Raw genomic sequence first — 26,822 nt, 5'->3', positions numbered from 1 at the left:
CTATGCTCGCGCCCTCATGATGCGCGCCTTCTACACCCTGATCTGGCTGCTCGGTCTGCCCTTCGCGCTGCTCCGCAGCCGGCTGCGCGGCCGGCGCGAACCCGGTTACCTCGAAGACCTCGGCGGCCGTCTCGGCCTGGGGCCGCAGCCCCCTGCCCGGCCCACGCTCTGGCTGCACGCGGTATCGGTCGGCGAAACCCGCGCGGCAGCACCGTTGCTGGCGGCGCTGCGGGCGCGCTACCCGGATCACCGCATCCTGATCACCCAGATGACCGCCACCGGCCGCGCCACCGCCCGCCAGCTGTATGGCGATTTCGCCGAATTCGCCTGGCTGCCCTGGGACCTGCCGTGGGCCCAGCGCGCCTTCCTGCGCCGGTGGAAGCCGGCGCTGGGCGTGGTGATGGAAACCGAGATCTGGCCCAATCTGCTGCAGGAATGCCGGCAGGCGGGGGTACCGGTGGTGCTGGCGAACGCGCGGCTGTCCGCCCGCTCCGCCGCACGCTATGCGCGCCTGGGCGGTTTCGTGCGCGCCGCGCTGCAGGACTTTTCGATGCTGATCGCCCAGACCGCGGAGGACGCCGCAAGGCTGTCCGCGCTCGGCGCGAGGCTGGTCGCGGTCGCGGGAAACCTGAAATTCGACATCGAGCCGCCGGCCGGTCAGCTCGACCTGGGCCGGCGCTGGCGCGAAGCGCTCGGCGCCCGGCGCGTGCTGCTGCTGGCGAGCACCCGGGAGGATGAGGAAGCCCTGCTGCTCGACGCCCTGCAGCCGGTCTTGCCGGACGACGTGCTGATTGCGCTCGTGCCGCGACATCCGCAGCGCTTCGACGAGGTCGCCGGCCTGATCAGGTCGCGCGGCCTCACGCTGCGCCGGCGCAGTGCCGGAGAGCTGCCGGACGCAGACACCCGGATCTGGCTGGGCGACGCGATGGGCGAAATGTTCGCCTGGTACGCACTGGCCGATCTGGCGCTGATCGGCGGCAGCTGGCAGCCTCTGGGCGGCCAGAATCTGATCGAGGCCTGCGCGGTCGGCTGTCCGGTCATCGTCGGACCGCACACCTTCAATTTCACGCAGGCCACGGTCGACGCCATCACCGCCGGCGCCGCCCGCCGCGCAGGGGATCCTGCCGAAGCGGCATCCATCGCGTCGCAACTGCTGGCCGATCCGTCGACGCTCACCGCGACCGGAGCCGCCGGCCTCGCCTTCGCCCGGGCTCACCGCGGCGCCACCGAGCGTACGATGGCGCTGATCGCGCCGCTGCTGCCGCCTACCTCACCCTGACCGCGCCCGCCTGCACATTGAGCCGCTGCCGGCCGTAGCCCGCGGGTATCTGCACGGTGCCGACCAGGCGATAGGGGCCGACCACGCTGGGCGCTGTCTCGACCACCGCCCGGCGCCCGGCCGCTGAATGGCTTTCCAGCCACCAGCCCTGATCGTCACGCGAGGTGCGCATGCCGAAAGGACGCGCCAGCGGTTCGCCGACGAACACGCCTTCGCCTGGCCAGGCCACGCTCTTCCAGTAGGCTTCGATCAGCGTTTCGCCCTCGGCGTAGAAGGTCATCAGGATGCCCGGGTGCGGAAACTTGCCGAGGTGGTTGCACGGCTCGACCACGGTGCCGTAGCTTGCGGTGGCGCCGGCTTTCAGCCATTCCAGCGCGCTCATCTGGGTCGGATTGTCGAGCAGCTGTCCGCCGAAGGAGGTCAGGTGATCGGCCGGTGCACCCGGCAGGAAACCCAGGCTGTCCAGCCCGGGCACCCTGACCGCCCCGGTAAAGAAGCCCAGGATGTCCTTGTGCCCGCCCGCTTCAGCAGCCGTCACGCTGAGCACCTGCAGTCCATTCAGCCGCTCCACCACTTCGTCGAAATAGAGCGCGCGCACGTTGCGCGCCGGGTCCTCGGTGCGCACCAGATAGACATGGCCCTTCGGGTAGCTGTAGTCGGCCGCGATGCCGCGGTCGATCAGCCGCCGGACCTGTTCCACCGACTCGCCGGCCAGCATCATCGCCGGCTTCGGTCGGGGCGCGTCGGGCGCGGCATTGCGCCCGCCGTTGAACAGGCCGCTGGCCTGGGTCGGTCCGCAGCTGGCCGAACAGAAGCGCTCGTCGTAACCGAAGGCGAAGGCCGACGTGATGCTCATGCACCCGGCCCGCCAGGGCTTGGTCCAGGCCAGCGCAAAGGCCTGCACGCCCGCCGGCAGCTTGCCATTCACCTCGGCGTACAGTGCCTCGAACTCCTGCCGGCTCAAGGCGGCCCGGTCGTGCGGCAGCCTGACCTCGATCACGTTGGCTTCCGGAATGCCGCGGCGCAAACGGTAATAGGTGCCGGCATCGACGCTGGCAGGGTCGGACACATTGACCACCACCGCCAGTTCAGCCGGACCGAGGGCACGCGCAGGACCTGCCGCACCCAGCATCAGCGCCAGCACCGCCATCAGACCATGGCGCCGAAGCCAGGCGGCTGCACGAAAAAAGACCGGAAAAAGCATGAGAACAGGTGACATCGAAGGGCGCAGGAAAGCCGACCGGCAGGAAAGCGGAAGTCTAGTGGAGCATTGTTTCGGGCGTCAGCCGGGGCACTCGCGTCCGGGAAAAAAACGGGCAAAAAACACGCATGACGGCCCGGTCCAATAGGCACGCCGATGCGAGACACCTGTCCGCAAACACCCATGGCAACATCGCGCGCGCAGTATCGAGCCGCTGCGCAGACGAACAACATTCCACGGAGGTGCTTCTGAATGCGTTACCAAGCCTATCGCGAACAATGCAACGCCGACAGTCTGACCGTCATCGAAACCGATGTGCCGCGCCCCGGTCCGGGTCAGGTGCTTGTGAAGATGCGTGCCGCATCGCTGAACTACCGCGACCTGTTCATCCTGCAGGGCCTCTATCCGGGCGTGGATTCCAAGGACCTGATCCCGCTGTCCGACGGCGCCGGCGAGGTGGTCGAGGTGGGTGCGGGCGTTGACCGCTTTGCCACCGGCGACCACGTGATCGGCACCTTCTTCGAAACATGGATTTCCGGCCGCCTGCAGCCGGCCTATTTCGGCAAGACGCTGGGCGGCACCACCACCGGCGTGCTGACCGAATACCGTCTTTTCCCGCAGGAATCGCTGGTGGCCAAGCCGGCTCACCTGAGCTTCGAAGAAGCCGCCACCCTGCCCTGCGCCGCGCTGACCGCGTGGAACGCGCTGTTCGAAGGCCCGGCCCCGCTGCGTGCCGGCGAGCGTGTGCTGGTGCTGGGCACCGGCGGCGTGTCGATGTTCGCGCTGCAGCTGGCCCATGCGGCCGGCGCCGAGGTGATTGCCACCTCGTCGAGCGACGCCAAGCTGGAAAAGGCGAAGTCGCTGGGCGCGACCACGCTGATCAACTACCGCAGCCATCCGGAGTGGGACCAGGAAGTGCGCAATGCCACCGGCGGTGCCGGCGTGCACCATGTGGTCGAGGTCGGCGGCCCGGGCACGCTGCAGCGCTCGATCGCGTCGCTGGGCCAGAACGGCCAGGCTCACCTGATCGGCGTGCTGACCGGCGGCGAAATCAATCCGCTGCCGCTGCTGTTCACCACGTCGACCGTGCGGGGCGTGTTCGTAGGCTCGCGTGAAATGTTCGAGTCGATGAACGCGGTTATTTCGCTGCACAAGATCCGCCCGGTGATCGACCGCGTGTTCGGCTTCACCGAAGCCCGCGCCGCGCTGGCTCACCAGCAGAGCCAGGCCCACGTCGGCAAGGTTGTCGTCAGCATCAACTGACGCCGCAGGACGGCGCCTCCGTGAGCGCGGAGGTGCCGTGCAGCCTTCCGGATGCGTTCAGAGTGTGCGCGCCGAAAAGGTATCGCAGCTGGCGAAATCGCCCTTCTCAAGCCCGCGCCTGAACCAGCGCACACGCTGTTCGGCGCTGCCGTGGGTGAAGCTCTCCGGCACCACCACGCCGCGCGCCTGCTTCTGCAGCGTGTCGTCACCGATCGCGGTGGCGGCCCGCAGAGCCTCCTCCACATCCCCCTGTTCGAGAATGCCGCGCGAGCGGTTGGCATGGTGCGCCCACAGTCCGGCAAAGCAGTCGGCCTGCAGCTCCATGCGCACCTGCAGCCGGTTGGCACCGCGCTCGTCGGTACGCTGCCTCGCCTGCTGCACCTTGTCGGCGATGCCGAGCTGGTTCTGCACGTGATGGCCCACTTCGTGCGCGATCACGTAGGCCTGGGCGAAATCGCCGGGCGCGCCGAAGCGGCCCTGCAGTTCGCGGTAGAAGGACAGGTCGAGATACACCTTCTGGTCGGCCGGGCAGTAGAACGGCCCCATCGCCGCCTGACCGGTGCCGCAGGCGGTGCCGGTGCCGCCGGTATAGAGCACCAGGCGCGGCTCACGGTACTGGCTGCCGGCCGCACGGAACAGCGCGCCCCAGGTGTCCTCGGTGTCGGCCAGCACGCGCGAGGTGAAGCGCGCGAGCGCGTCCTGCGCCGGATCGCCGCTGTCCTGCACACCCGGTGCGGCCGGCGCGTGCTGCTGCGCTTCCGGCGCCTGCAGGTTGCCGGCCACGTTCAGCACCACCGACGGATCCACGCCGAAATACATGGCAACCAGCGCCAGCACGATGGTGCCCACGCCGATGCCCCGGCCGCCGACCGGGAATCCGCCGCCGCCGCGCCTGTCCTCGATGTTGTCGCTTTCCCGTCCGTCGTCCAGTCTCATGCCCGCGCTCCCGCTCTTCGCAAGGCGCCATGATAGGCGGATCAGGTGGTGGCGGTATCCATCACCGGCAGCCACAGCGTGATGGTGCTGCCCTCACCCGGCGTGCTGACGATCTCGATCTCGCCGCCGTGCAGGTCCATGATTTCCTTCACCAGCGACATGCCCAGACCGGTGCCCGGAATGTTGCCGGAAGGGTCGGCGCGGTAGAAGCGCTCGAAGATGCGCGCCTGCTGCTCGGCGGTCATGCCAATGCCGTGATCCGCCACCCGGATGCCGGCCATCAGCTTCGAGTGCCGCGACGCCTCGACCACCGACAGCGTCACTGGCCCGCCGTCCGGCGAATACTTGAACGCATTGGTGATGACGTTGGTGAGCGCGCGCACCATCTTTTCGTGATCGACCCGTACCCGCGGCATGGCCCTGGGCAGTTCGAGCTCGATGCGGCGGGTGTCGTCCGGCGTCACCAGTCCTTCGATCGCCGCATTGATCAGCATGCGTACCGGCAGGTCCTCGTAGCGGAAGTCCTGGCCTGCGCGGGCCTCGATGCGCGCCAGGTCGAGCAGATCGTTGATCAGGTTCACCAGCACGCGCGACTGACGATGGATGATGCCGTACATGCGCCGGCGCGCGGTCGCGTCGTAATCGCGGTTCATCAGCAGTTCGGCAAAGCCGAAGATGGACGCCAGCGGCGTGCGCAGTTCGTGCGCCGCGGTGCTGAGGAACTCGCTCTTCATGCGGTCGATCTCGAACTGCTGCGTGATGTCGCGGAAGTAGAGCACCGCTTCCGACCGCCCCTGCGGCGCCACCCGCGCGCTGCGCTCGACCACGCGGTGTTCGGGCAGCTTCAGCCACAGCCGCTGCGGCTCTTCGCTGGACTGGTCCAGTTGCAGTTCGGGCCAGGGCTGTTCCGGGTCGGCCAGCGCGCGCATGCGCCGCTCGAACTCGGCGGCGCTCATCCCCAGCAGCTCGCGCTGCGGAATGTGGGTCATGCGCACGAAGGCCGGATTGATGTTGGTGATCACGCCGTCCGCGTCGACCGTGACGAATCCGTCGGGCGACAGCGCGAACACGGTGTGCAGGCGGTTGGTGCGCCGGATGAGCTTCTGCTCGAATTCGATGCGCTCGGTGATGTCGCCGAACACATCCACGTAATGCGTGAGCCGGCCGTCGTTGTCACGCACCGGCGACGACGACAGCGCGAGCCACAGATGCCGGCCGTCGGCGCCGGCCACCTCTGCGGTGGCGGTGAAGGGTTTCTCGTGCGCGATGGCCCAGCGCATTTCCTCGCCCACGCGATCCGGCGCCGCCGGGTCCGCCGCGTAGGAGTAGGGCTGGCCGATCACGCTGGCGGCGGTCCGGCCGGTCAGCCGCTCGAAGGCCGCATTCACGTAGACCACCGGATAGCCCGCGGTCTGCACGTCGCGGATGAGCACCGCCTCGTTCGACGATTCAAGCGCACGGTCGTGCAGCCGCATGCGGGTCTGGGCCGCCAGCTGTTCGCTGACGTCGCGCAGCAGCAGGGTGTAGGTGGTCCGGCCGTCGCGCATGAAGGCACTGACCGACACCGTGACCGGAAAGCCACGACCGCCGGCGCGCACGCCCTGCGCGTCCTGGTGCAGCGTCCAGCGCCGGCCGGACTGGGCGTCCGAAAGCTGCCTGGAGAACCAGCTGTCATCGAGCCCGGGCAGGAGGCGGGCCAGCGGAAGGCCGATCACCTCGTCGCTCCGGCGGCCGAACATGTCCGCCGCGGAACGGTTCATCGTAAGCACCATGCCGCTCTCGTCGGTGGTGACAATGCCGTCGGCAGCGGTATCCAGCACGGCGGAGAGCCGGCTTTCGCTGAGCGCGAGCTCATGGGTCATCGCCTGTGCGCTGCGGTGGGCACGCGCACTGATGGCCAGCTGCCGCAGCAGATGGAACAGCAGTGCACTGAGCACGCTGCCCATCAGCGGTACCAGCCACAGCACCACGTGATCAGACCGGAAATCCGCCGGTGCCCGGGTGCGCACCGTCCAGACATGACCGCCGAACTCGACTTCACGCCGGTCTTCCAGACCCGACAGGCTCTGGCCCGCCACCGCATTGCTGTAGAGCAGCGACGCGTCACCGATGTCCCGCCCGTCATGGACGCTCACCACAACGCGGTCCGCATAACCGCGCAGCGTACTGCCAAGCAGATCGTGCGCGCGGTAGGGGCTGTAGGTGTAGCCCAGCAGCGCGCGCCGTCGCGCCTGCACGCTGTCGGTCGGCATGCCGCGGGCGTACAGCGGGTAGTACAGCAGGAAGCCGGGCTGCACGCCCTCCTTGCCTTCCTGCACCAGGGTGACCTTGCCGGACAGCGCAACGTCGCCGGTGTCGCGCGCCAGGCTCATGGCCGCCGAGCGCGTCGGCTCGGAATTCATGTCGTAGCCGATGGCGCGCAGGTTCAGCGCGTTCAGCGGATGCAGGTAAAGAATGCTGTGGTATTCGTCGCGCGGCGTGTCGGGCCGGATCCGGTAATCCGGCACGTCCTTGCGCACCGATGCCTCGTGGGCGGCCTTGTCGGCGGCGCTCATGCGCACCGTCAGGCCGACCCCGAGAATGCCCGGGTAATTGCGGGGGAGGTTGAGCTCCTCCACGTAGTCCCGCCACTCCTCGCGGGTCACCTGCTCGCTGCCGCGCACCAGACCGGCCGCGCCGCGCAGTATTTCCTCGTGCGCGACCATGCGGCGTCGCATCTGGGCGACCACCTTGTCCACCTCGCTCTGGAAACGCTGCTCATCGACCGCGGCCATGCGCGTCCACAGCAGGGTGCTGATCGCGATCGTGATCAGCAGGCCGAGCGACAGCGCCGGCCAGGGCAGCCAATCGGGGATGCTGAACCGCTGGCGCACGCCGACGTCCCCGGAAGGCGCAGTCGCGCCGGCGGTCATCGCGGGAAAGTGCCTCCGAGCAGCGCGCCGATGCGGTCGAGCAGCTCCATCGGAGAGAAGGGCTTGGTCAGGTAGGTGTCGGCACCGGCCTCGCGGCCGGCTTCGATATCGCGCTGCTGGCCGCGAGCGGTCAGCAGAATGACCGGAACGCTGGCGGTGTCCGGCTGGCTGCGCAGCCGCCGGCACAGCTCCAGACCGTCCATCGTGCCAGGCATCATGACGTCAAGCAGCACCAGATCCGGCTTCTGCTGCTGCATCTGCAGCCAGCCGATGTCCGCGTTCTCCGCCTCGATCAGGTCGAACTCGCCGAACTCCAGCGTCATCCGGATGAGCTGGCGGATTTCCGGCTGGTCCTCGACCACCGCGATGCGGGCCGTCATGCCCCGCTCCCGACAGGAACGGAAAATAACGGACAGAACTGGAAACCGGTGCGCGCCATCGCAGCCTCAGGAAGGAAATCGTCCCGAAGCTTAACGACGTGCGCCGCTGAATGCTTGAGTCTTACAAATGTGGGTGATGTACCCACATCGGTCAGCTGCCGGCGAACACCAGAATGACCTGATCCACCGCCAGGCTCTCGCCCGCCGCAGCCGACACCTTCTCGACCACGCCGTCGCGCTCGGCACGCAGGATGTTCTCCATCTTCATCGCCTCGATCACCGCCAGCCGTTCGCCGGCCTTGACCGCCTGACCCGGCTTCACGCTCACTTCGCGCAGCAGGCCGGGCATCGGCGACAGCAGGAAGCGCGACATGTCGGGTGCGGCCTTGACCGGCATGCGGGCCAGCAGTTCGGCCGCGCGCGGGCTCATCACTTCGGCGTCAACCCGGACACCGCGGTGCTGCAGCCGGTAGCGCAGACCGATGCGTTCGACCTGCACCTCGAAGGGCCGGCCGTCGAGCTCGCCGCGATAGACCGGGTCCGACACCTTCCAGTCGGACACCAGCCGATGCGGCTTGCCGTCGATCATGACCACATGGTCGTCACCCTCGACCTCGAGCTGCACGAAGTGGCCGACGCCGCGCAGACGCACCACCGCTTCCGGCTTGATGCGGAACTCGTGGCCCGGCATCTGTCCGACGATGCGCGAGGCGCGTTCGTTGTAGCGCTGGTGCACGCTGGCCGCCACCGCCAGCAGCAGCGGCGCGTCCTCGAACCCGGCGACGGCCGGGTCGAAGCCCTGCGGATATTCCTCCGCGATGAAGGCGGTGGTGAAGCGACCGGCGGCGAAGCGCTCATGGCCCAGCACCGACGACACGAAGGCGATGTTGTGGTTCGGACCGCGGATGACGAAGGCGTCCAGCGCGTCGCGCAGACGGGCGATCGCCTCGTCGCGCGTGCGACCGTGGCAGATCAGCTTGGCGATCATCGAGTCGTAGTGCATCGACACTTCGCCGCCTTCATAGACACCGGTGTCGACCCGCACTGCGTCGGACTGCGCCGGCGGACGGTACTTCACCAGGCGGCCGACCGAGGGCAGGAAGCCTCGCGCCGGGTCTTCGGCGCAGATGCGCGCTTCCATCGCCCAGCCATCCAGCTTCACGTCGGCCTGATCGAAGGTGAGCGGCTGGCCGGCGGCGACGCGGATCATCTGTTCGACCAGGTCGAGGCCGGTGATCAGTTCGGTCACCGGGTGCTCGACCTGCAGCCGGGTGTTCATTTCGAGGAAGTAGAAGGACTTGTCGCGACCGACCACGAATTCGACTGTGCCGGCCGACTGGTACTGCACCGCCTTGGCCAGCTTCACCGCCTGCTCGCCCATCGCGCGCCGGGTGTCGGCGTCGATGAAGGGCGACGGCGCCTCCTCGATCACCTTCTGGTGACGGCGCTGGATCGAGCACTCGCGCTCGTTCAGATACACCACCTTGCCAAAGGCGTCGCCCAGCACCTGGATTTCGATGTGGCGCGGCTCCTCGACGAATTTTTCGATGAACACGCGATCGTCGTTGAAGGCGTTCTTCGCCTCATTGACGCAGGAGGCGAAGCCCTCGTGCGCCTCGGCGTCGTTGAACGCGACGCGCAGGCCCTTGCCGCCACCGCCGGCGCTGGCCTTGATCATGACCGGGTAGCCGATGCCGCGCGCGATCTCGACCGCGCGCTCCGGGCTTTCGATCGGATCGTTCCAGCCGGGAATGGTGTTCACGCCGGCTTCCTTGGCCAGCTTCTTCGACGCGATCTTGTCGCCCATCGCGGCGATGGCGTGCGTCTTCGGGCCGATGAACACGATGCCTTCGCGCTCCAGCGCTTCGCAGAAGGATTCGTTCTCCGACAGGAAGCCGTAACCCGGATGCACCGCCTGCGCACCGGTCGCCTTGCAGGCGGCGATGATCTTGTCGGCGACCAGATAGGACTCGCGCGCCGGCGCCGGACCGATGCAGACGGCTTCGTCCGCCAGTTCGACGTGCAGCGCGTTGGCGTCCGCCTCGGAGTACACCGCGACGGTGGCGATGCCCATGCGACGCGCGGTGCGGATGACGCGGCAGGCGATCTCGCCGCGGTTCGCGATCAGGATCTTGTCAAACATGGCAGGTCTCCGCGGCGAGGTCGCCCTCACACGCTGCGCGCGTGAAGCGAGGAGTGGGGTTCGCAGCGCGACCGCGCTGCGAGTCGCCGCGGTTCGCGATCAGGATTTTCGTAAACATGTTCAGTGCTCCACTACGGGAAGTCTGCTCGGAATTGCGCTGTGGGAGCGGCGACTCGCCGCGATCGCGACGCTTGCACGGAGACCGCGGCCATCACCGGCCATGATCGCGGCGAGGGCGCCGCTCCCACTGAATTTCGCACCCTGCATCACAGCGGAATGTTGCCGTGCTTGCGCCACGGGTTCTCGATCTGCTTGTCGCGCAGCATGGCCAGCGAGCGGCAGATGCGCTTGCGCGTTTCGCTCGGCATAATCACGTCGTCGATGAAGCCGCGCTTGCCGGCGATGAAGGGATTGGCGAACTTCTCGCGGTACTCCGCTTCGCGTGCGGTGATCTTGGCCGGGTCGTTCTTCTCTTCGCGGAAGATGATCTCCACCGCGCCCTTCGGGCCCATCACCGCGATTTCCGCACTCGGCCAGGCGAAGTTCACGTCGCCGCGCAGGTGCTTGGAGCTCATCACGTCGTAGGCGCCGCCGTAGGCCTTGCGCGTGATCACCGTCACCTTGGGCACGGTGCACTCGGCGTAGGCGTACAGCAGCTTGGCCCCGTGCTTGATGATGCCGCCGTATTCCTGTGCGGTGCCCGGCATGAAGCCCGGCACGTCGACCAGCGTGATGACCGGAATGTTGAAGGCGTCGCAGAAGCGCACGAAGCGCGCCGCCTTGATCGAGCTCTTGATGTCCAGACAGCCGGCCAGCACCAGCGGCTGGTTGGCGACGATGCCCACCGTGCTGCCTTCCATGCGCGCGAAGCCGACCACGATGTTCTTCGCGTAGTCGGGCTGGATCTCGAAGAAGTCGCCGTCGTCGACGATCTTCAGGATCAGCTCCTTCATGTCGTAGGGCTGGTTCGCATTGGCCGGCACCAGCGTGTCGAGGCTGGGGTCGAGGCGATCGGTCGGGTCGGTGCTCGGGCGCACCGGCGGCTTTTCGCGGTTGGACAGCGGCAGGTAGTTGAACAGCCGGCGCGTGTACATCAGCGCATCGACGTCGTTCTCGAAGGCGAGGTCGGCCACGCCGGACTTGGTGGTGTGGGTGGTCGCACCCCCGAGATCCTCGGCGGTCACTTCCTCGTGCGTCACCGTCTTCACCACTTCCGGGCCGGTCACGAACATATAGCTCGAATCGCGCACCATGAAGATGAAGTCGGTCATCGACGGCGAATACACCGCGCCGCCGGCGCACGGACCCATCACCAGCGAGATCTGCGGAATGACGCCGGAAGCCATCACGTTGCGCTGGAACACCTCGGCATAGCCGCCGAGCGAGGCGACACCCTCCTGGATGCGGGCGCCGCCCGAATCATTGAGGCCGATCACCGGCGCCCCCACCTTCATCGCCTGGTCCATCACCTTGCAGATCTTCTCCGCGTGCGACTCGGACAGCGAGCCGCCGAACACGGTGAAATCCTGCGAGAACACGAATACCAGCCGGCCGTTGATGGTGCCGTAGCCGGTCACCACGCCGTCGCCCGGCACCGATTCGTCGGCCATGCCGAAGTCGGTGCAGCGGTGTTCCTTGAACATGTCCCACTCTTCGAAGCTGCCTTCGTCGAGCAGCACCTCGATACGCTCGCGCGCGGTCAGCTTGCCGCGCGCGTGCTGCGCGTCGATGCGGCGCTGGCCGCCGCCGAGCCGGGCTTTCTCGCGCTTTTCGTCGAGCTTGCGGATGATGTCTTGCATCGTCAGTCCTCCGTGAATTCAGTCCATCGCCTGCAACAGCCGCAGCGCGGCCGCCGATGCAGGCAGGGTGCCGGCGGCCACGGCCGCGCGGATGTCCGGCAGCGCGGCACGCACCGCCGGGTGATGTTCGAAACGGTGACGCAGGCCCTGATCGACCAGCGCCCACATCCAGTCCAGCGCCTGCCGGCTGCGACGCGCCTCCCAGGCGCCGCTGGCCTGCATGGCGTCGCGATAGCGCAGGATGGCCGACCAGAACTCGTCCAGCCCGGCGTGCTTCACCGCCGACACCTTGAGCACCGGCACCGTCCAGTCGGGCGAGGCGGCGCGCAGCAGGTGCAGCGCGCCCTTCATCTGCTGCATTGCGCGCTCGGCGGCGGTTTCGTCGAGGTCGGCCTTGTTGAACACGACCACATCGGCCAGTTCGACGATGCCCTTCTTAATCGCCTGCAGGTCGTCGCCGGCGTTCGGCAGCTGCAGCAGCACGAACACGTCGGTCATGCCGGCGACCGCGGTTTCCGACTGGCCTACACCGACCGTCTCGACGATGACCACGTCGAAACCGGCCGCCTCGCACACCAGCATCGCTTCGCGCGTGCGCGCCGCCACGCCGCCCAGACTGCCGGCCGACGGTGACGGACGGATGAAGGCGTCCAGACTCTGCGACAGATGCTCCATGCGGGTCTTGTCACCGAGGATGGAGCCACCGGTGACCGTCGACGACGGATCGATCGCCAGCACCGCCACCTTGTGGCCGCGGGCGATCAGCGCCAGACCGAGCGCCTCGATGAAGGTGGATTTGCCGACGCCGGGCACGCCGGAAATGCCGACGCGGATCGAGCGGCCGGTGCGTGGCAGCAGCGCGCGCAGCACCTCGCCGGCGCGCAGCTGGTGATCGTCGCGCGTCGATTCGATCAGCGTGATGGTTTTGGCCAGCGCGCGGCGCTGGCCGGCCAGAACGCCATCGATCAGAGACTGATCGGAGGCGTCGATCACGCGACCTTCGCCCGGATCGCGTCCAGCGTGTCCTTGGCGGCCTTCGGAATCGGCGTACCCGGACCGAACACGCAGGACACCCCGTGGCCGTACAGTTCGTCGTAGTCCTGCGCCGGGATGACGCCGCCGACCACCACCACGATGTCGTCCGCGCCCTGGGCACGGAGAGCGGCGATCAGCTGCGGCACCAGCGTCTTGTGGCCGGCCGCCAGCGTCGATACGCCCACCGCGTGCACGTCGTTCTCGATCGCCTGGCGTGCGGCCTCTTCCGGCGTCTGGAACAGCGGTGCGATATCCACGTCGAAACCGAGGTCGGCGAAAGCGGTCGCGATCACCTTGGCGCCGCGGTCGTGGCCGTCCTGGCCCAGCTTGGCGATCAGGATGCGCGGGCGACGACCTTGCTCTTCGGCAAACTGGCTGACCTCCTCCTTCATCGCGCCCCATCCTTCGTCATCGGCCACCACGGACTGATACACGCCGCTCACCGCCTGCGTACTCGCGCGGTGACGGCCCCATACCTTTTCCAGCGCATCCGACACTTCGCCCACCGTGGCGCGCGCGCGCATCGCGGCGACCGACAGTTCGAGCAGATTGCCCTGGCCGGATTCGGCCGCGGCGGTCAGCGCCGCCAGCGCGGCATTCACCGCCGCGGCGTCGCGGCTGGCGCGGATGCGCGCCAGCTGCGCCACCTGCGATTCGCGCACCGCGACATTGTCGATCACCAGCACGTCGAGCGCGTCTTCCTTGTCCAGCCTGTACTTGTTCACGCCGACGATGACGTCGCGGCCGGAATCGATGCGCGCCTGCTTCTCGGTCGCGCACTTCTCGACCTGCAGCTTCGCCCAGCCGGATTCGACCGCTTTGGTCATGCCGCCCATCTGCTCGACTTCCTGGATGATGGCCCAGGCGTGGTCGGCCATGTCCTGGGTCAGCTTCTCCATCATGTAGCTGCCGGCCCAGGGGTCGATCACATTGGTGATGTGGGTCTCTTCCTGCAGGATGAGCTGGGTGTTGCGCGCGATGCGGGCCGAGAACTCGGTCGGCAGCGCGATCGCCTCGTCGAAGCTGTTGGTGTGCAGCGACTGCGTGCCGCCGAACACCGCGGCCATCGCCTCGACCGTGGTGCGCACCACGTTGTTGTACGGGTCCTGTTCGGTCAGCGACCAGCCCGAGGTCTGGCAGTGGGTGCGCAGCATCTTGGACTTCGGGCTTTTGGCACCGAAGCCATCCATGATGCGGCTCCACAGCAGTCGTGCCGCGCGGAGCTTGGCCACTTCCAGATAGAAGTTCATGCCGATGGCGAAGAAGAAGCTCAGTCGCCCGGCGAATTCATCGACGTCCATGCCGCGCGCCATCGCGGTGCGCACGTATTCCATGCCGTCGGCCAGCGTCAGCGCCAGTTCCAGGCCCTGGGTCGCGCCCGCTTCCTGCATGTGGTAGCCGGAGATCGAGATCGAGTTGAAGCGCGGCATGTTGCGCGCGGTGTATTCGATGATGTCGGCGACGATGCGCATCGACGGCTGGGGCGGATAGATGTAGGTGTTCCGCACCATGAATTCTTTGAGGATGTCGTTCTGGATCGTGCCCGACAGCTGGGCCTGCGGCACGCCTTGTTCCTCGCCGGCGACGATGAAGCCGGCCAGCACCGGCAGCACCGCGCCATTCATCGTCATCGACACGCTGATCTTGTCGAGCGGAATGCCGTCGAACAGCCGCTTCATGTCTTCCACGCTGTCGATCGCGACACCGGCCTTGCCGACGTCCCCGACCACGCGGGGATTGTCCGAGTCATAGCCGCGGTGGGTCGCGAGGTCGAACGCCACCGACACGCCCTGGGCGCCGGCGGCCAGCGCCTTGCGGTAGAAATTGTTCGATTCTTCGGCGGTCGAAAAGCCGGCGTACTGGCGGATGGTCCATGGCCGGGCCGCGTACATCGTGGCCTGCGGGCCGCGCACGAAGGGCGCGAAGCCGGGCAGCGTGTCGGCGCTGGGCAGGCCCTCGACGTCGGCACGGGTGTACAGCGCCTTCACCGTCAGGCCTTCCGGCGTTTTCCAGTCCAGATTGGCGGGGTCGCCGCCGGGCGCGGATTTGGCGGCAGCCTTCAGCCACGCTGCGTATTCAGGGTGGGCGCTGCCCGTCGTGTCGGCCATGGTTCTGTCCTTGCGCTGTACTTGCGTATTGCGGGTCGGCGCCGGGAGCGGGCATGCATGATGCCGGCTTGACTCAGCGCGCAGCGGAGAATACTTTATCCATAATTATGAATGCAAGCGGATGTTGCGGTGCGATAATCGCGGCGTCCCGTCCCTCCTTTCCGGCGTGAATGAAGACGGAAGGAGCCCGCCCCGGCATGCCGGAAGGTCAGGCGCACGGTCCGACCCGCGCCTCGCCTCCAGCTCCGGGCAGGGTTCTTCCGCGCTCTTTCGCGGTTGAACAGCAAGCCCATGAACAGCGAAACCCTGACCCCTGCCGCCGAAGCGATCGCCCCGCGTGCGCTCTACATAGAGGTGGCCGACCGGCTGCGCCGGCTCATCCAGAGCCACGCCATGGCGCCCGGCGAATGGATAGACGAACAGGCCCTGGCCACCCAGTACGGCATTTCACGCACGCCGCTGCGCGAGGCGCTGAAGGTGCTGGCCACCGAAGGCATGGTGGTGCTGAAGCCACGCCGCGGCTGCTACGTCGCGCAGATCAGCGGCGGTGATCTGGAAGAGATCTACCCCATCATGGCGCTGCTTGAAGGCGAATGCGCCGCCAGCGCCGCCCGCCGCGCATCCGATGCCGATCTGGCCGAACTGGGCGGGCTGCATCAGGCGCTGGAGCACAGCGCGGCCGCCCGCGACATCGACCGCTTCTTCGACGCCAACCAGCGCTTTCACCTGCTCATCCACCACATCGCCGGCAACCGGCGCATGGCGCAGATGATCGACGACCTGCGCGCGGTGCTGAAGCTGCAGCGCCACGATTCGCTGTATCTGGAAGGCCGGCTGGTGGCCTCGCTGGAAGAGCACCGGGTACTGATGGCCGCGCTGCAGGCGCGCGATGCAGAAGCGGCCCGTCGCGCGATGCAGGAGCACATCGAAAGCAGCCGCAAGGCGCTGAGCAGCTGAAGCCTGCCGCGAGGACGCCGCCCGGGCGACCCTCCAGATGTGGCCCGGCCGGCCGTAAAGCCGGTTGCCTCCCCGCCGCTGGCGGCGCAGGATGCATCCGCCCCGCCACGCTTCCGGAGTTCCCGTGAAAACCGCCGTCGTCTCTGCACTGCTCGCCTTCATCATGCCGACCGCGCATGCCCTCGAACTGCTGGTGCCCGCCTACTTCTACCCGGCCGATGACGGCGCCGCCTCGTGGCAGGCGCTGGCGGCCGCGGCACCCGGGGTCGGCATCACCGCCATCCTGAATCCGGACAGCGGCCCGGGCGCGGCGCTCGATCCGGCCTACGGTTCGGTGGTGAGCGGCCTGCAGGCCGCCGGCGGCCGCGTGATCGGCTATGTGCACACCGCCTACGGCACGCGCAGCGCCACGGCGGTGCAGGCGGAAATCAGCCGCTACTACACGCTGTATGGCGTGGACGGCATCTTCATCGACGAAATGTCGAACGACGCCGCGAAGCTGGGTTACTACCGCTCGCTGCACGACTACATCCGCGGGCTGGACGCCGACGGCTACATCGTCGGTAATCCGGGCACGCAGACCGCCGAGGGCTATCTGGCCACCGCTGACGTGCTGGTCACCTTCGAAAGCCCGGCCGCCGAATACGCCGGCTACGAAGCCGATGCCTGGACGCAGTCGCAGGACGCGTCGCGCTTCGCCCACCTGGTCTACGAAGTGCCGGACGCGGCGGCGATGCAGGCCACCATCGCCCGTGCCCGCGCGATGAATGTCGGTCATGTCTATGTCACCGACGACGACATCAGCAATCCGTGGGACAGGCTGCCGTCCTACTGGTCGGCCGAAGTCGCAGCCGTGGCCACCGTGCCCGAGCCGTCAGCCTGGGCGACGCTGGCCGCCGGTCTCGGTCTGCTCGCGACCCGGCTGCGCCGGCGCCGCTGAGTCGGCGGCCCGCTGGACAGGTCCGGCCGGCGAGCCTGACAATCTCCGCATGCATACCCGTCACCTCCGCCCATGCCGCTGACACCGAGCAAGCGCTGGATCGTGCTGCGCCATACCGGCCACGGGCACCCGTCTCCGCACCGCCTCCTGCGCGCACACCGGCGCGCGCTCTCATCGCGGAGACATCATGAACTTCAGTTTCAGACCCCGACTTCTTGACACCCTGCCCGGCTACGGCCGGAGCGCGTTCGCCAGCGACCTGTCGGCCGGCCTGACGGTCGGCGTGCTGGCGCTGCCACTGGCCATGGCCTTCGCCATCGCCAGCGGCATGTCGCCCACCGCCGGCATCTGGACCGCCATCGTCGCCGGCTTCCTGATTTCCGCACTCGGCGGTTCAAGGGTGCAGATCGGCGGTCCGACCGGCGCTTTCATTCCGATCATCTACGCCATCGTCGCCGACTACGGCATTCAGAATCTTCTGATCGCCACCATGATGTCGGGCGTGATGCTGCTGGCCATGGGCGCCTTCCGGCTCGGCAGCATGATCCGTTTCATCCCGCTGTCGGTGGTGATCGGCTTCACCAACGGCATCGCCGTCGTCATCTTCATTTCGCAGATCAAGGATTTCCTCGGGCTGAAGATCGAAGCGCTGCCGGGCGAGTTCTTCGGCAAGATGCGCGCGCTGTTCGACGCGCTGCCCACGCTGGACCTGCCGACGCTGTCGCTGTCGCTCGCCTCGCTGGCCGTGCTGCTGGGCTGGAACCGGGTGGCGAAGGACATCGCGTGGATGCGCCGGCTGCCCGGGCCGCTGGCGGTGCTGGTGATCGCCACCGCGGCCAACGCGCTGCTGCAGCTTCCGGTCGACACCATAGGCAGCCGCTTCGGCGGCATTCCGCGCGAACTGCCGGACATCGGCCTGCCGGCACTGTCGCTCGGCCTGCTCGGCAAGCTGATCGCACCGGCGCTGGCGATTGCGCTGCTCGGCGCCATCGAGTCGCTGCTGTCGGCGCGGGTGGCGGACAGCCAGATCGACGACCGGCACGACCCGAACCAGGAACTGATGGCGCAGGGCATCGCCAATGTCGCCGCACCGCTGTTCGGCGGCTTTGCCGCCACCGGTGCCATCGCGCGCACCGCCACCAATGTGCGCACCGGCGGCCGTACGCCGGTAGCCGGCATGGCCCACGCCGCGGTGCTGCTGGCCATCGTGCTGGCCGCCGCGCCGCTGGCCGCCCACATTCCGCTCGCCACGCTGTCGGCCATCGTGGTCGTGGTGTCAGTCAACATGGGCGAATGGCATGCGTTCGCGCCGTCGGAACTGCGCCGCTATTCGGCGCCCTACCGCACCATCCTGCTCGCCACCTTCTTCGTCACCGTGGTGTTCGACCTGACGCTGGCGGTTGAACTGGGCATGGTGCTGGCGAGCCTGTTCTTCATCTACCGCATGTCCGACCTGACCCGCATCGAACGGGTGCCGCTGGAAGCGCACTACGGCGTCGAAGCACTCACGCGCGCCGACGGCACGCCGCGCATCCTCGCCTACCGGCTGACGGGCTCGCTGTTCTTCGGCGCCGCCAACAAGCTGGAGAACCTGCTGCTGATGCAGGACGGCCACCCGGACGCGGTCATCCTCGACCTCGACAAGGTGATCAGCATCGACACCACCGGGCTGGACATCCTGCAGACCCTGCACCGCAACCTGGCGCGACGTGGCGCCACGCTCATCCTGTGCGACCTGAACGAACAGCCGGCTTCGCTGATCCAGCGCTCCGGTTTCGCGGCGCGGCTGGGTGAGGACAATGTCGCCGGCAATCTGACCGACGCCCTGCTGCGCGCCCAGCGCATTTCTCCTGCGCCGCCGGAGGCGCGCTATACCTGACGACCCGCCGGCCACGTCCCTCCTGAAGGCCTGCGCATCCGGACCGGCGCCACCGCGTCCGCGCGGACGCCCGGCGCTTCTTCGGAACCGTGCAGGAATGGCGCTATCCTGATGCCGCAGTGCCACGACCCGAACCACCCTGCCGCCGGGCCTGATCCGGAACACGCCCGACGCCCGCCCTGACATGCCAGCGAACTACGCCAGATTCCTCATCGGTCGCGAGCGGACACGCTCCGCCGACCGCCAGCTCGGATGCGTGCTTGCATTCGTTGCCGGCGCCATCAATGCCGGCGGCTTCCTCGCCGTCCACCAGTACACCTCCCACGTCACCGGCATGCTTTCGGCACTGGCCGACAACCTTGCACTCGGCCATTTCGCGCTGGTCGTCGACGGCATCGTCGCCGTCCTCGCCTTCCTGTCGGGCGCGATGTTCAGCGCCATGCTGGTCAACCTCGCCCGCAAGCGCGGCATGGCGAGCGCATACGCGATGCCGCTGCTGATCGAAGCGGCGCTCATCCTGGTGTTCGGCCTGCTGGGTTCCCGGCTCAGCGCGAACGAAACCTTCCTGGTGCCGTTCACGGTGGTGCTGCTGTGTTTCATCATGGGTCTCCAGAACGCGGTGATCACCAAGATTTCGAACTCGGTCATCCGGACCACGCACATGACCGGCGTCGTGACCGACCTCGGCATCGAACTGGGCAAGCTCGCGTACTGGAACCGCCAGCCGGACCCGCAACTGGACGTGCGTGCGGACCGGGACCGTCTGCGCGTGCTCTCGGCCCTGCTCTTCAGCTTTCTGCTCGGCGCGGTGTCCGGCGCCTTCGGCTTCAAGCTCGTCGGCTATCTGTCCACGCTGCCGATGGCGGTGCTGCTCGCCCTGGTCGCACTGGTGCCGGCGCTGGACGACGTGGTCAGGAAAAGACACGCCGGCTCGCAGGACTGAGGGCCGCCGCGACGGCTGATGCAGCGGCGGCCGATACGTCGTTTACCGTATTGGCCCTGCCGGCCGCATTCGCAGAATGGGAAGCCTCGAATCTTCCTTTCCACCCATTCCGCAGCGGAGGCCTTACATGCACCACGGAGACATTTCGAGCAGCGCCGATACCGTCGGCGTCGCCGTCGTCAATTACAAGATGCCGCGCCTGCACACCAAGGCCGAAGTGCTGGACAACGCGCGCAGGATCGCCGACATGATCGTCGGCATGAAATCCGGCCTGCCCGGTCTCGATCTGGTCATCTTCCCGGAGTACAGCACGCACGGGATCATGTATGACGCGAAGGAGATGTACGACACCGCCTCCGCCATCCCCGGCGAGGAAACCGACATCTTCGCGGCCGCCTGCAGGAAGGCCAAGGTGTGGGGCGTGTTCTCGCTGACCGGCGAACGGCACGAGGAGCACCCGAACAAGGCGCCGTACAACACCCTCATCCTGATGAACGACCAGGGCGAGATCGTCCAGAAGTACCGCAAGATCATGCCCTGGGTGCCGATCGAAGGCTGGTATCCGGGCGACTGCACCTATGTGTCGGACGGCCCCAAGGGCCTGAAGGTGAGCCTCATCATCTGCGACGACGGCAACTACCCGGAAATCTGGCGCGACTGCGCGATGAAGGGCGCCGAACTGATCGTGCGCTGCCAGGGCTACATGTATCCGGCCAAGGAGCAGCAGGTGACGATGGCCAAGGCCATGGCCTTCGCCAACAACTGCTATGTCGCGGTCGCCAACGCCGCCGGTTTCGACGGCGTCTACACCTACTTCGGCCACTCGGCCATCGTCGGCTTCGACGGCCGCACGCTGGGCGAATGCGGCGAGGAGGAAATGGGCATCCAGTACGCCGCGCTGTCCAAGCACCTCATCCGCGATTTCCGCAAGAACGGCCAGTCCGAGAACCACCTGTTCAAGCTGCTGCACCGCGGCTACACCGGCCTGATCAATTCGCGCGAGGGCGACAAGGGCGTCGCCACCTGCCCCTACGACTTCTATTCGAAGTGGATCAACGATCCGGAGGGCACGCGCAAGGCGGTCGAAGCCTTCACGCGCGACACCGTCGGCACCGAAGAATGCCCGATCGAAGGCCTGCCGAATCCGGCCACCGTCGGTCACAAGTGAAGCTGCACGACCCCGTGGCGCCGGATGATGCGCTGGCCGACTGGCGCATCGCGGACGAACCGTGGTACGCGCCGGTCGGCGGCGAGGTCGCCGCCTTCGAGGCGGCGCACGCGCGCGGCCTGCCGCTGATGCTGAAAGGCCCGACCGGCTGCGGCAAGACGCGCTTCGTCGAGCACATGGCCTGGCGCCTGGGCCTGCCACTGATCACCGTGGCCTGCCACGAGGACCTTTCGGCCGGCGACCTGATCGGCCGCTTCCTGCTGGACGGTCAGGGCACCCGCTGGCAGGACGGCCCGCTGACCCGCGCGGTGCGGCACGGCGCGATCTGCTATCTGGACGAACTGGTCGAGGCGCGCGCCGACACCACGGTGCTCATCCACCCGCTGACCGACGCGCGCCGCCAGCTGCCGCTGGCCGCCACCGGCGAACTGCTGCACGCGCATCCGGACTTCCGTCTGGTCGTGTCCTACAACCCGGGCTACCACGGCGTGCACAAGTCGCTGAAGGCATCGACCCGGCAGCGCTTCACCGCGCTCGAATTCGGCTACCCGGACGCGGCACGCGAGGCGGCCATCGTGATGCACGAATGCGGCGTCGACGAGGGCATCGCGAAGCAACTGGTGACGCTGGCCGAGCGCACGCGCCGGCTCGCCGGCGATGCACTGGACGAGGGCGCGTCCACCCGCATGCTCATCCACGCCGGCCTGCTGATCGCCGAAGGGCTAGCGCCGCGCACCGCCTGCCTGCAGGCCGTCGCGGTGCCACTCTCGGACGACCCCGAGGTGGTCAGCGCGCTGACCGCGCTGGTCGATGCCTGCATCGTCTGAATCCGCGCTGGCAGGCAGCCGGCCGCTGGGCATCTATCTGGATGCGCTGTGGTCGGTGCGGCCGCGCCTGACCCGGCTGGACAGCGCCGACGACCGCCCCCGCCCCATTCTTTCGTGCGCCGGCGCGCGGCCGGTGCTGCATCTGCCGCCGGCTGGCGCGCTGCTCACCCGTGCCCGGGCGGCGCACGCCGCCGCCCATCTCGCCTACGGCGGCGAGCCGCAGCCGCGCGCCCGGCTGAAGCCGGTGCAGCGCGTACTGCTGGAAACGCTGGAGGACGCCCGCGTCGAGTGGCGGGCGATGCAGGAGCTGCCCGGCCTGCGCACGCTGTGGGCGCCCTTCCATGGCGCCGGCCCGGACGACGGCAACGGCGTCGATGCGCTGCTGCTGCGGCTGGCGCACGCACTGTTCGACCCGGCACATGAGGACGGTCACGCCTGGATCGCCAAGGTCCGCCGGATGTTCTTCTCGGCCGACGGCCGGCTCGCGCTGGACACGCCGGAACGTCTGCGCGACGCGGCGTCCCGGCTGGGCAACGACCTCGGCCAGATGCGGCTGAATTTCAACGCCGCCGGCTGGCGGGTCGAGCCAGCCTACCGCGACGACAACCACCACCTGTGGATCGCCGACGACAGCCTGCCGCCGTCCGCCACGCCGCTGGAACGCGAGGACGCCGACAGCCACGGCAGCGGTGACGACAGCAACGCGGTGACGGCGGATCGCCCGCCGCCGCAGGCCACCGGCGGCGCCGACCACGGCGAGGGCGGCGCGACCGCGCTGTGGTCGGAAGCCCCGCTGCGCACGCTGCGATACCCGGAATGGGACCGGCTCATCGGGCGACTGCGGCCGGACTGGTGCACGGTGATCGAAAGCCGGCCGCTGAACGTCGACGGCGAGGCACTGCGGATGCGGCTGCTGTCTGCGCTGCGCCGGTTGCCGCCGGGCCGCCTGCGCGCTGCCGGCCGTCCGGGCAGCGGCCGCGCACGCGACGGCGAGGTGCTGCACACCGACGCGCTGATCGAGACGGGCATTGCGCTGCGCACCGGCACCCGGCCGCCTACAAGGCTCTATCGCGCAGCGCGTCCGGACGACGGCGGCCGTGACCTGCTGCTGCTGATCGACGCCTCGGCGTCCACCGCCCAGCCCTGCGCCGACCGCCGGCCGCTGCTCGAACACCTGCGCGACGCGGCATTGCTTGCGACCCATGAACTGGAGCGCATCGGCCACAGCGCCCGCGTGTGGGCCTTCGCGTCCGATACCCGGCACCGGGTGCGGGTGCAGCATCTGAAGGACGTACGCGAGGACGCGCTGGACGCCCGCGTATGCGCCCGCGCCGCCGGCCTGCGCAGCCACGGCTCGACCCGCATCGGCGCCGCGCTGCGCCACGCGGTCGCGCATCCGACCGGCGACCGTCCGCTGATCCTGCTGCTGACCGACGGCGAGCCGCACGACATCGACGTGCACGATCCGCGCTATCTGCCGGAAGACCTGAAACAGGCGGTGCGCGAAGCGCGACGCCGCGGCACCGAGGTCCGCTGCCTGCACGTCGGCACGGCCAGACAGGCCTTCGCGCTGCGGCACGCCTTCGATCCTGGCCGGTGCGTCACCACCAACCCGGCGCACCTCGTCCAGCAGGTGCTTGCCGGCCTGCAGTCGGGATGAAGGTGGCTTCCCTTACCTTACACGCGCACCGCCGCGATGCCGCCGCTCAAGCCCGCGGGGGCCGGGAGCTGGCAAGGGCTGGCGCTTCGTTCGCCTGCTGGAAATAGTCGATGAACACCCGCAGCCGCTGCGGCATCTGGGCACGGCTCGGGAAATACAGGTGGATGGCCGACATCGGCATCGCGTACTCGCCCAGCACCGCCTTCAGGCGACCGTCGGCGAGGTCGTCGGCGACCAGCGATTCCAGCGTCTGCACCATGGCCAGACCACGGCGGGCGAGATCGATCTCGGCATCGGCGTCATTGACGATGTAGCGGCCATCGACCTCGACTTCCAGCGGCCGGCCGTCGCGCTGGAAGATCCAGCGCATGGTGCGGCCACTGGAGGCGAAGCGGTAGCGCACGCACTCATGCCGGCCCAGGTCTTCCACCGAGCGCGGCGGCGGACGCTGGGTCAGATAGTCGGGCGCGGCCACCGTGATCATCCGGTTCGGCCCGCCGATCGGCACCGCCACCATGTCCGCCTCTATCGTGTCGCTCATGCGCATGCCGGCGTCGAAACGCTCCGCCACGATGTCGGCCAGCCCGTCATCGAGCGCGAATTCGAGCTTCACGTCCGGATGGCGCACCGCAAAACCGGCCAGATGGGGCGCGATGAGCACCTTGTAGGCCGGACGCGGCATGTTGATGCGCAGCGTGCCGGTCGCGCGGCCCTGAGACTGCGCCAGCCCCTCGAGCGCGGCGGCGAATTCGTCCAGACCGACCCGCACGCCGTCGTAGAAGCGCTCGCCCTCGTCGGTCAGCGACACGCTGCGCGTGGTGCGGGTGAGCAGCCGCACGCCGAGCCGCTGCTCCAGCGTGCGCAGGGTCTGCGACAGCGCCGACGCCGACACGCCGAGTTCGGCCGCCGCCCGCGTGAAGCTCGCATGCCGGGCCACGCATTCGAAGGCGCTGAAGGCCGGCAGCAGGGCCGGCTCGATCTTTAAGTTCTGCTTCATGGGGCTTACAAGATTAACCAGTCGATCTAAAAAAACAAAACGTCTATGTTTCGCAGTGTGTCGTGCGCGAATGACCTGCGCACATTCAGGCGAACGAGCGCACGCAGGCCTCGCCCGCGTCCTCCTGCCGCCCCCGGAGTATTCCCTCATGCACATGATCGCCCCGAACACCGGTCTGAGCCGTCGCAGCTTCCTGAAAATGGGTGCCGCGGCCGGCGGGGGTCTGCTGATCGAACTGAGCCTGCCCGGCGCGCGCGCACTGGCCGCGGACGCCGGGCCGTTCGCGCCCAACGCCTTCATCCGCATCGGCCGCGACGGCACGGTGACGCTGGTCATGCACAAGGTGGAAATGGGCCAGGGCACCTACACCGCCATTCCCCAGCTCATCGCGGAAGAACTCGAAGTGCCGCTGGACGCGGTGACGCTGGAACACGCACCGCCGGACCCGAAGTACGCCGAACCGCTGATCGGCGCCCAGATCACCGGCGGGTCGACCTCGATACGCGGCGCCTGGAAGCCGATGCGCGAAGCCGGTGCGACGGCGCGCGTGCTGCTGGTGCAGGCGGCCGCGAAAAAGTGGAATACGGACGCCGCGAAGCTGGTGGCGCGTGACGGCGCGGTGATCGACGCGACTGGCGGGCGACGGGCGCCCTATGGCGAACTGGTGGATATCGCCGCCACGCTGCCGCTGCCGACCGGTGTCGCGCTGAAGGACCCGAAGGATTTCCGCCTGGTCGGCCGGCCGGTGCGCCGCATCGACGCCGCCGGCAAGGTGAATGGCAGCGCCCGCTTCGGCATCGACACCGTGCTGCCCGGTATGAAGGTGGCCACCGTGGCCGCGTCGCCGGTGTTCGGCGGCACGCTGGCCGGTGTCGACGACGCCGCCGCGCTGAAGGTGAAAGGCGTGCGCCAGGTCGTGAAGCTGGACAACGCGGTGGCGGTGGTGGCCGATCACATGTGGGCGGCGAAACAGGGGCTGGCCGCCTGTGCGCCGCGCTGGAAGGACGGCGCGCACGCGAAACTCGACACCGCGCAGATCTTCGCCCAGCTCGAGAAGTCGTCGGAAAGCCCGGGTGCGGTCGCGCACAAGGCCGGCGACGCCGACGCGGCGATGAAAGCCGGTGCACGCCGCGTCGACGCCGTCTATCGCCAGCCCATGCTGGCGCACGCGACGATGGAGCCGATCAACTGCACCGTGGACCTGAAGGCCGATGGTCTGGACATCTGGGTCGGCACCCAGGTGCCGGGCATCGCGCAGGCGGTGGCCGCGCAGACCGCCGGCCTGAAGCCGGAGCAGGTACGCATCCACAACCATCTGCTGGGCGGCGGTTTCGGCCGCCGGCTGGAAGTCGATTTCATCGCCCAGGCGGTGGCCATCGGCAGGCAGGTGCGCGGTCCGGTCAAGGTCGTCTGGACGCGCGAGGAAGACATCCAGCACGACATGTACCGCCCGCCCTATCTGGACCGCATCAGCGCAGCAGTCGACGCCAAAGGCATGCCGGTGGCGTGGACGCACCGCATCGCCGGCTCGTCCATCATGGCCCGCTTCTTTCCGCCGGCCTTCAAGGACGGCGTCGATCCGGACGCGGTCGATGGCGCGGTCGAACTGCCGTACGCGATTCCGGCCATGCGGGTCGAATACCTGCGGGTGGAACCGCCGGCGGTGCCGACCGCCTTCTGGCGCGGCGTCGGACCGACCCGCAACGGCTTCGTGGTCGAAGGCTTCATCGACGAACTGGCCGCCGCGGCCGGGCAGGACCCGGTGGCCTACCGCCGCGCGCTGGTGAAGGATGGCCGCGCCCGCGCGGTGCTCGATCTGGTCGCCGAAAAATCGGGCTGGGGTACGCCGCTCAAGGCGGCGGACGGCGTGCGCGCCGGCCGCGGCGTGGCGCTGATGCAGGTATTCGGCAGCCATATCGCCCAGGTCGCCGAAGTCGAGGTGAATGCGGACAACGAAGTGCGCGTGCGCCGCGTCACCTGTGTCATCGACTGCGGCTTCGCGGTCAATCCGCTCACCGTCGCGGCGCAGATGGAAGGCGGCATCATGTTCGGCCTCACCGCCGCGCTGTGGAACGAAATCACGCTGGCTGACGGCCGCGTGCAGCAGAGCAATTTTCACGACGTGCGCATGATGCGGATGAACGAAGCGCCGCGCATCGACGTCCATATCGTGCCCAGCGGCGAAGCGCCGGGCGGCGTCGGCGAACCCGGCACCTCGGTGGCGATACCGGCGGTGGTCAACGCGGTGTTCGCCGCCACCGGCCAGCGCATCCGCACGCTGCCGATTGCGGGGCAGCTGGCGGCGAAGAACACCTGACGGCAAGCACTTTTCTGCGCGGGCCCGGCCCGCGATTTTCACCCACCCGGCGGCAGACACCGCCGCTCCGATGAGGGC

At 68.3% G+C, this 26,822-nt stretch carries 19 protein-coding genes; 10 read left to right on the top strand and 9 right to left on the bottom strand.

Annotated elements, in window-relative coordinates:
• Positions 1 to 16 precede the first annotated feature (16 nt).
• Complete coding sequence (waaA, locus tag METUNV1_RS17170) at positions 17 to 1,279, top strand: lipid IV(A) 3-deoxy-D-manno-octulosonic acid transferase (RefSeq protein WP_008063990.1); 1,263 nt, start codon at positions 17 to 19, stop codon at positions 1,277 to 1,279.
• On the opposite strand, the gene METUNV1_RS17165 is transcribed toward waaA, so the two are convergent.
• On the bottom strand, positions 1,266 to 2,429 hold the full coding sequence (locus METUNV1_RS17165; RefSeq protein WP_008063989.1) for a TIGR03790 family protein: 1,164 nt from the start codon (positions 2,427 to 2,429) through the stop codon (positions 1,266 to 1,268). The two genes, waaA and METUNV1_RS17165, sit on opposite strands and share 14 nt — an antisense overlap.
• A gap of 303 nt (positions 2,430 to 2,732) precedes the next feature.
• Here METUNV1_RS17165 and METUNV1_RS17160 point away from each other — a divergent pair, with 303 nt between their 5' ends.
• Positions 2,733 to 3,743, top strand: coding sequence for a zinc-dependent alcohol dehydrogenase family protein (locus METUNV1_RS17160; RefSeq protein WP_008063980.1), 1,011 nt, complete (start codon positions 2,733 to 2,735; stop codon positions 3,741 to 3,743).
• Between the two features lie 57 nt (positions 3,744 to 3,800).
• Here the strand turns inward: METUNV1_RS17160 and ypfJ are convergent, their stop codons facing one another.
• The 7 genes from ypfJ to scpA all read right to left on the bottom strand — a co-directional run bounded on the left by ypfJ (position 3,801) and on the right by scpA (position 15,056).
• Positions 3,801 to 4,679 carry a KPN_02809 family neutral zinc metallopeptidase gene (ypfJ, locus tag METUNV1_RS17155; RefSeq protein WP_008063978.1) on the bottom strand — a complete coding sequence of 293 codons (879 nt, stop codon included), beginning with the start codon at positions 4,677 to 4,679 and terminating at the stop codon, positions 3,801 to 3,803.
• 41 nt (positions 4,680 to 4,720) lie between these two features.
• Positions 4,721 to 7,552 (bottom strand): CHASE domain-containing protein, encoded by a 2,832-nt coding sequence (locus METUNV1_RS17150; RefSeq protein ID WP_232416302.1) that lies wholly within the window; start codon positions 7,550 to 7,552, stop codon positions 4,721 to 4,723.
• A gap of 35 nt (positions 7,553 to 7,587) precedes the next feature.
• Entirely contained in the window at positions 7,588 to 7,971 is a 384-nt protein-coding gene (locus METUNV1_RS17145) for a response regulator transcription factor (protein ID WP_008063975.1), read from the bottom strand.
• 151 nt (positions 7,972 to 8,122) lie between these two features.
• A complete protein-coding gene (locus tag METUNV1_RS17140) occupies positions 8,123 to 10,114 on the bottom strand; it encodes an acetyl-CoA carboxylase biotin carboxylase subunit (protein WP_008063973.1) in 1,992 nt (663 codons plus the stop codon).
• 266 nt (positions 10,115 to 10,380) lie between these two features.
• Positions 10,381 to 11,913, bottom strand: coding sequence for an acyl-CoA carboxylase subunit beta (locus tag METUNV1_RS17135; RefSeq protein ID WP_008063968.1), 1,533 nt, complete (start codon positions 11,911 to 11,913; stop codon positions 10,381 to 10,383).
• Between the two features lie 18 nt (positions 11,914 to 11,931).
• Positions 11,932 to 12,906, bottom strand: a complete 975-nt coding sequence (meaB, locus tag METUNV1_RS17130; protein WP_008063967.1) for a methylmalonyl Co-A mutase-associated GTPase MeaB — start codon at positions 12,904 to 12,906, stop codon at positions 11,932 to 11,934.
• Positions 12,903 to 15,056: a methylmalonyl-CoA mutase gene (gene scpA / locus METUNV1_RS17125; RefSeq protein WP_008063965.1), complete on the bottom strand. Its 2,154-nt coding sequence runs from the start codon at positions 15,054 to 15,056 to the stop codon at positions 12,903 to 12,905. The genes meaB and scpA overlap by 4 nt, the downstream gene beginning before the upstream one ends.
• Positions 15,057 to 15,347: 291 nt before the next feature.
• Here scpA and METUNV1_RS17120 point away from each other — a divergent pair, with 291 nt between their 5' ends.
• The 7 genes from METUNV1_RS17120 to METUNV1_RS17090 all read left to right on the top strand — a co-directional run bounded on the left by METUNV1_RS17120 (position 15,348) and on the right by METUNV1_RS17090 (position 23,430).
• Positions 15,348 to 16,013, top strand: a complete 666-nt coding sequence (locus METUNV1_RS17120) for a GntR family transcriptional regulator (RefSeq protein ID WP_008063963.1) — start codon at positions 15,348 to 15,350, stop codon at positions 16,011 to 16,013.
• Positions 16,014 to 16,137: 124 nt separating this feature from the next.
• Complete coding sequence (locus tag METUNV1_RS17115; protein ID WP_008063962.1) at positions 16,138 to 16,953, top strand: spherulation-specific family 4 protein; 816 nt, start codon at positions 16,138 to 16,140, stop codon at positions 16,951 to 16,953.
• 187 nt (positions 16,954 to 17,140) lie between these two features.
• Positions 17,141 to 18,832, top strand: coding sequence for a SulP family inorganic anion transporter (locus METUNV1_RS17110; protein ID WP_008063961.1), 1,692 nt, complete (start codon positions 17,141 to 17,143; stop codon positions 18,830 to 18,832).
• Between the two features lie 184 nt (positions 18,833 to 19,016).
• Positions 19,017 to 19,775, top strand: coding sequence for a YoaK family protein (locus METUNV1_RS17105; protein WP_008063960.1), 759 nt, complete (start codon positions 19,017 to 19,019; stop codon positions 19,773 to 19,775).
• Between the two features lie 127 nt (positions 19,776 to 19,902).
• Positions 19,903 to 20,943: an aliphatic amidase gene (locus METUNV1_RS17100; protein WP_008063959.1), complete on the top strand. Its 1,041-nt coding sequence runs from the start codon at positions 19,903 to 19,905 to the stop codon at positions 20,941 to 20,943.
• On the top strand, positions 20,940 to 21,770 hold the full coding sequence (locus METUNV1_RS17095; RefSeq protein WP_008063958.1) for a CbbQ/NirQ/NorQ/GpvN family protein: 831 nt from the start codon (positions 20,940 to 20,942) through the stop codon (positions 21,768 to 21,770). The genes METUNV1_RS17100 and METUNV1_RS17095 overlap by 4 nt, the downstream gene beginning before the upstream one ends.
• Positions 21,754 to 23,430 (top strand): nitric oxide reductase activation protein NorD, encoded by a 1,677-nt coding sequence (locus METUNV1_RS17090; protein ID WP_008063956.1) that lies wholly within the window; start codon positions 21,754 to 21,756, stop codon positions 23,428 to 23,430. Before METUNV1_RS17095 ends, METUNV1_RS17090 begins: the two co-directional genes overlap by 17 nt.
• Before the next feature lie 46 nt (positions 23,431 to 23,476).
• Here METUNV1_RS17090 and METUNV1_RS17085 read toward each other — a convergent pair whose 3' ends face one another.
• Positions 23,477 to 24,427, bottom strand: a complete 951-nt coding sequence (locus tag METUNV1_RS17085; protein ID WP_008063955.1) for a LysR family transcriptional regulator — start codon at positions 24,425 to 24,427, stop codon at positions 23,477 to 23,479.
• Between the two features lie 148 nt (positions 24,428 to 24,575).
• Between METUNV1_RS17085 and METUNV1_RS17080 the strand changes: the two genes are divergently transcribed.
• Positions 24,576 to 26,744 (top strand): xanthine dehydrogenase family protein molybdopterin-binding subunit, encoded by a 2,169-nt coding sequence (locus METUNV1_RS17080; RefSeq protein ID WP_008063953.1) that lies wholly within the window; start codon positions 24,576 to 24,578, stop codon positions 26,742 to 26,744.
• Positions 26,745 to 26,822 lie beyond the last annotated feature (78 nt).

This window comes from Methyloversatilis universalis FAM5 (assembly GCF_000214035.2).
Taxonomy (GTDB): domain Bacteria; phylum Pseudomonadota; class Gammaproteobacteria; order Burkholderiales; family Rhodocyclaceae; genus Methyloversatilis; species Methyloversatilis universalis.
Note: the sequence above shows the minus strand (reverse complement) of the source record. Positions and strands in the feature narration are given on the sequence as shown.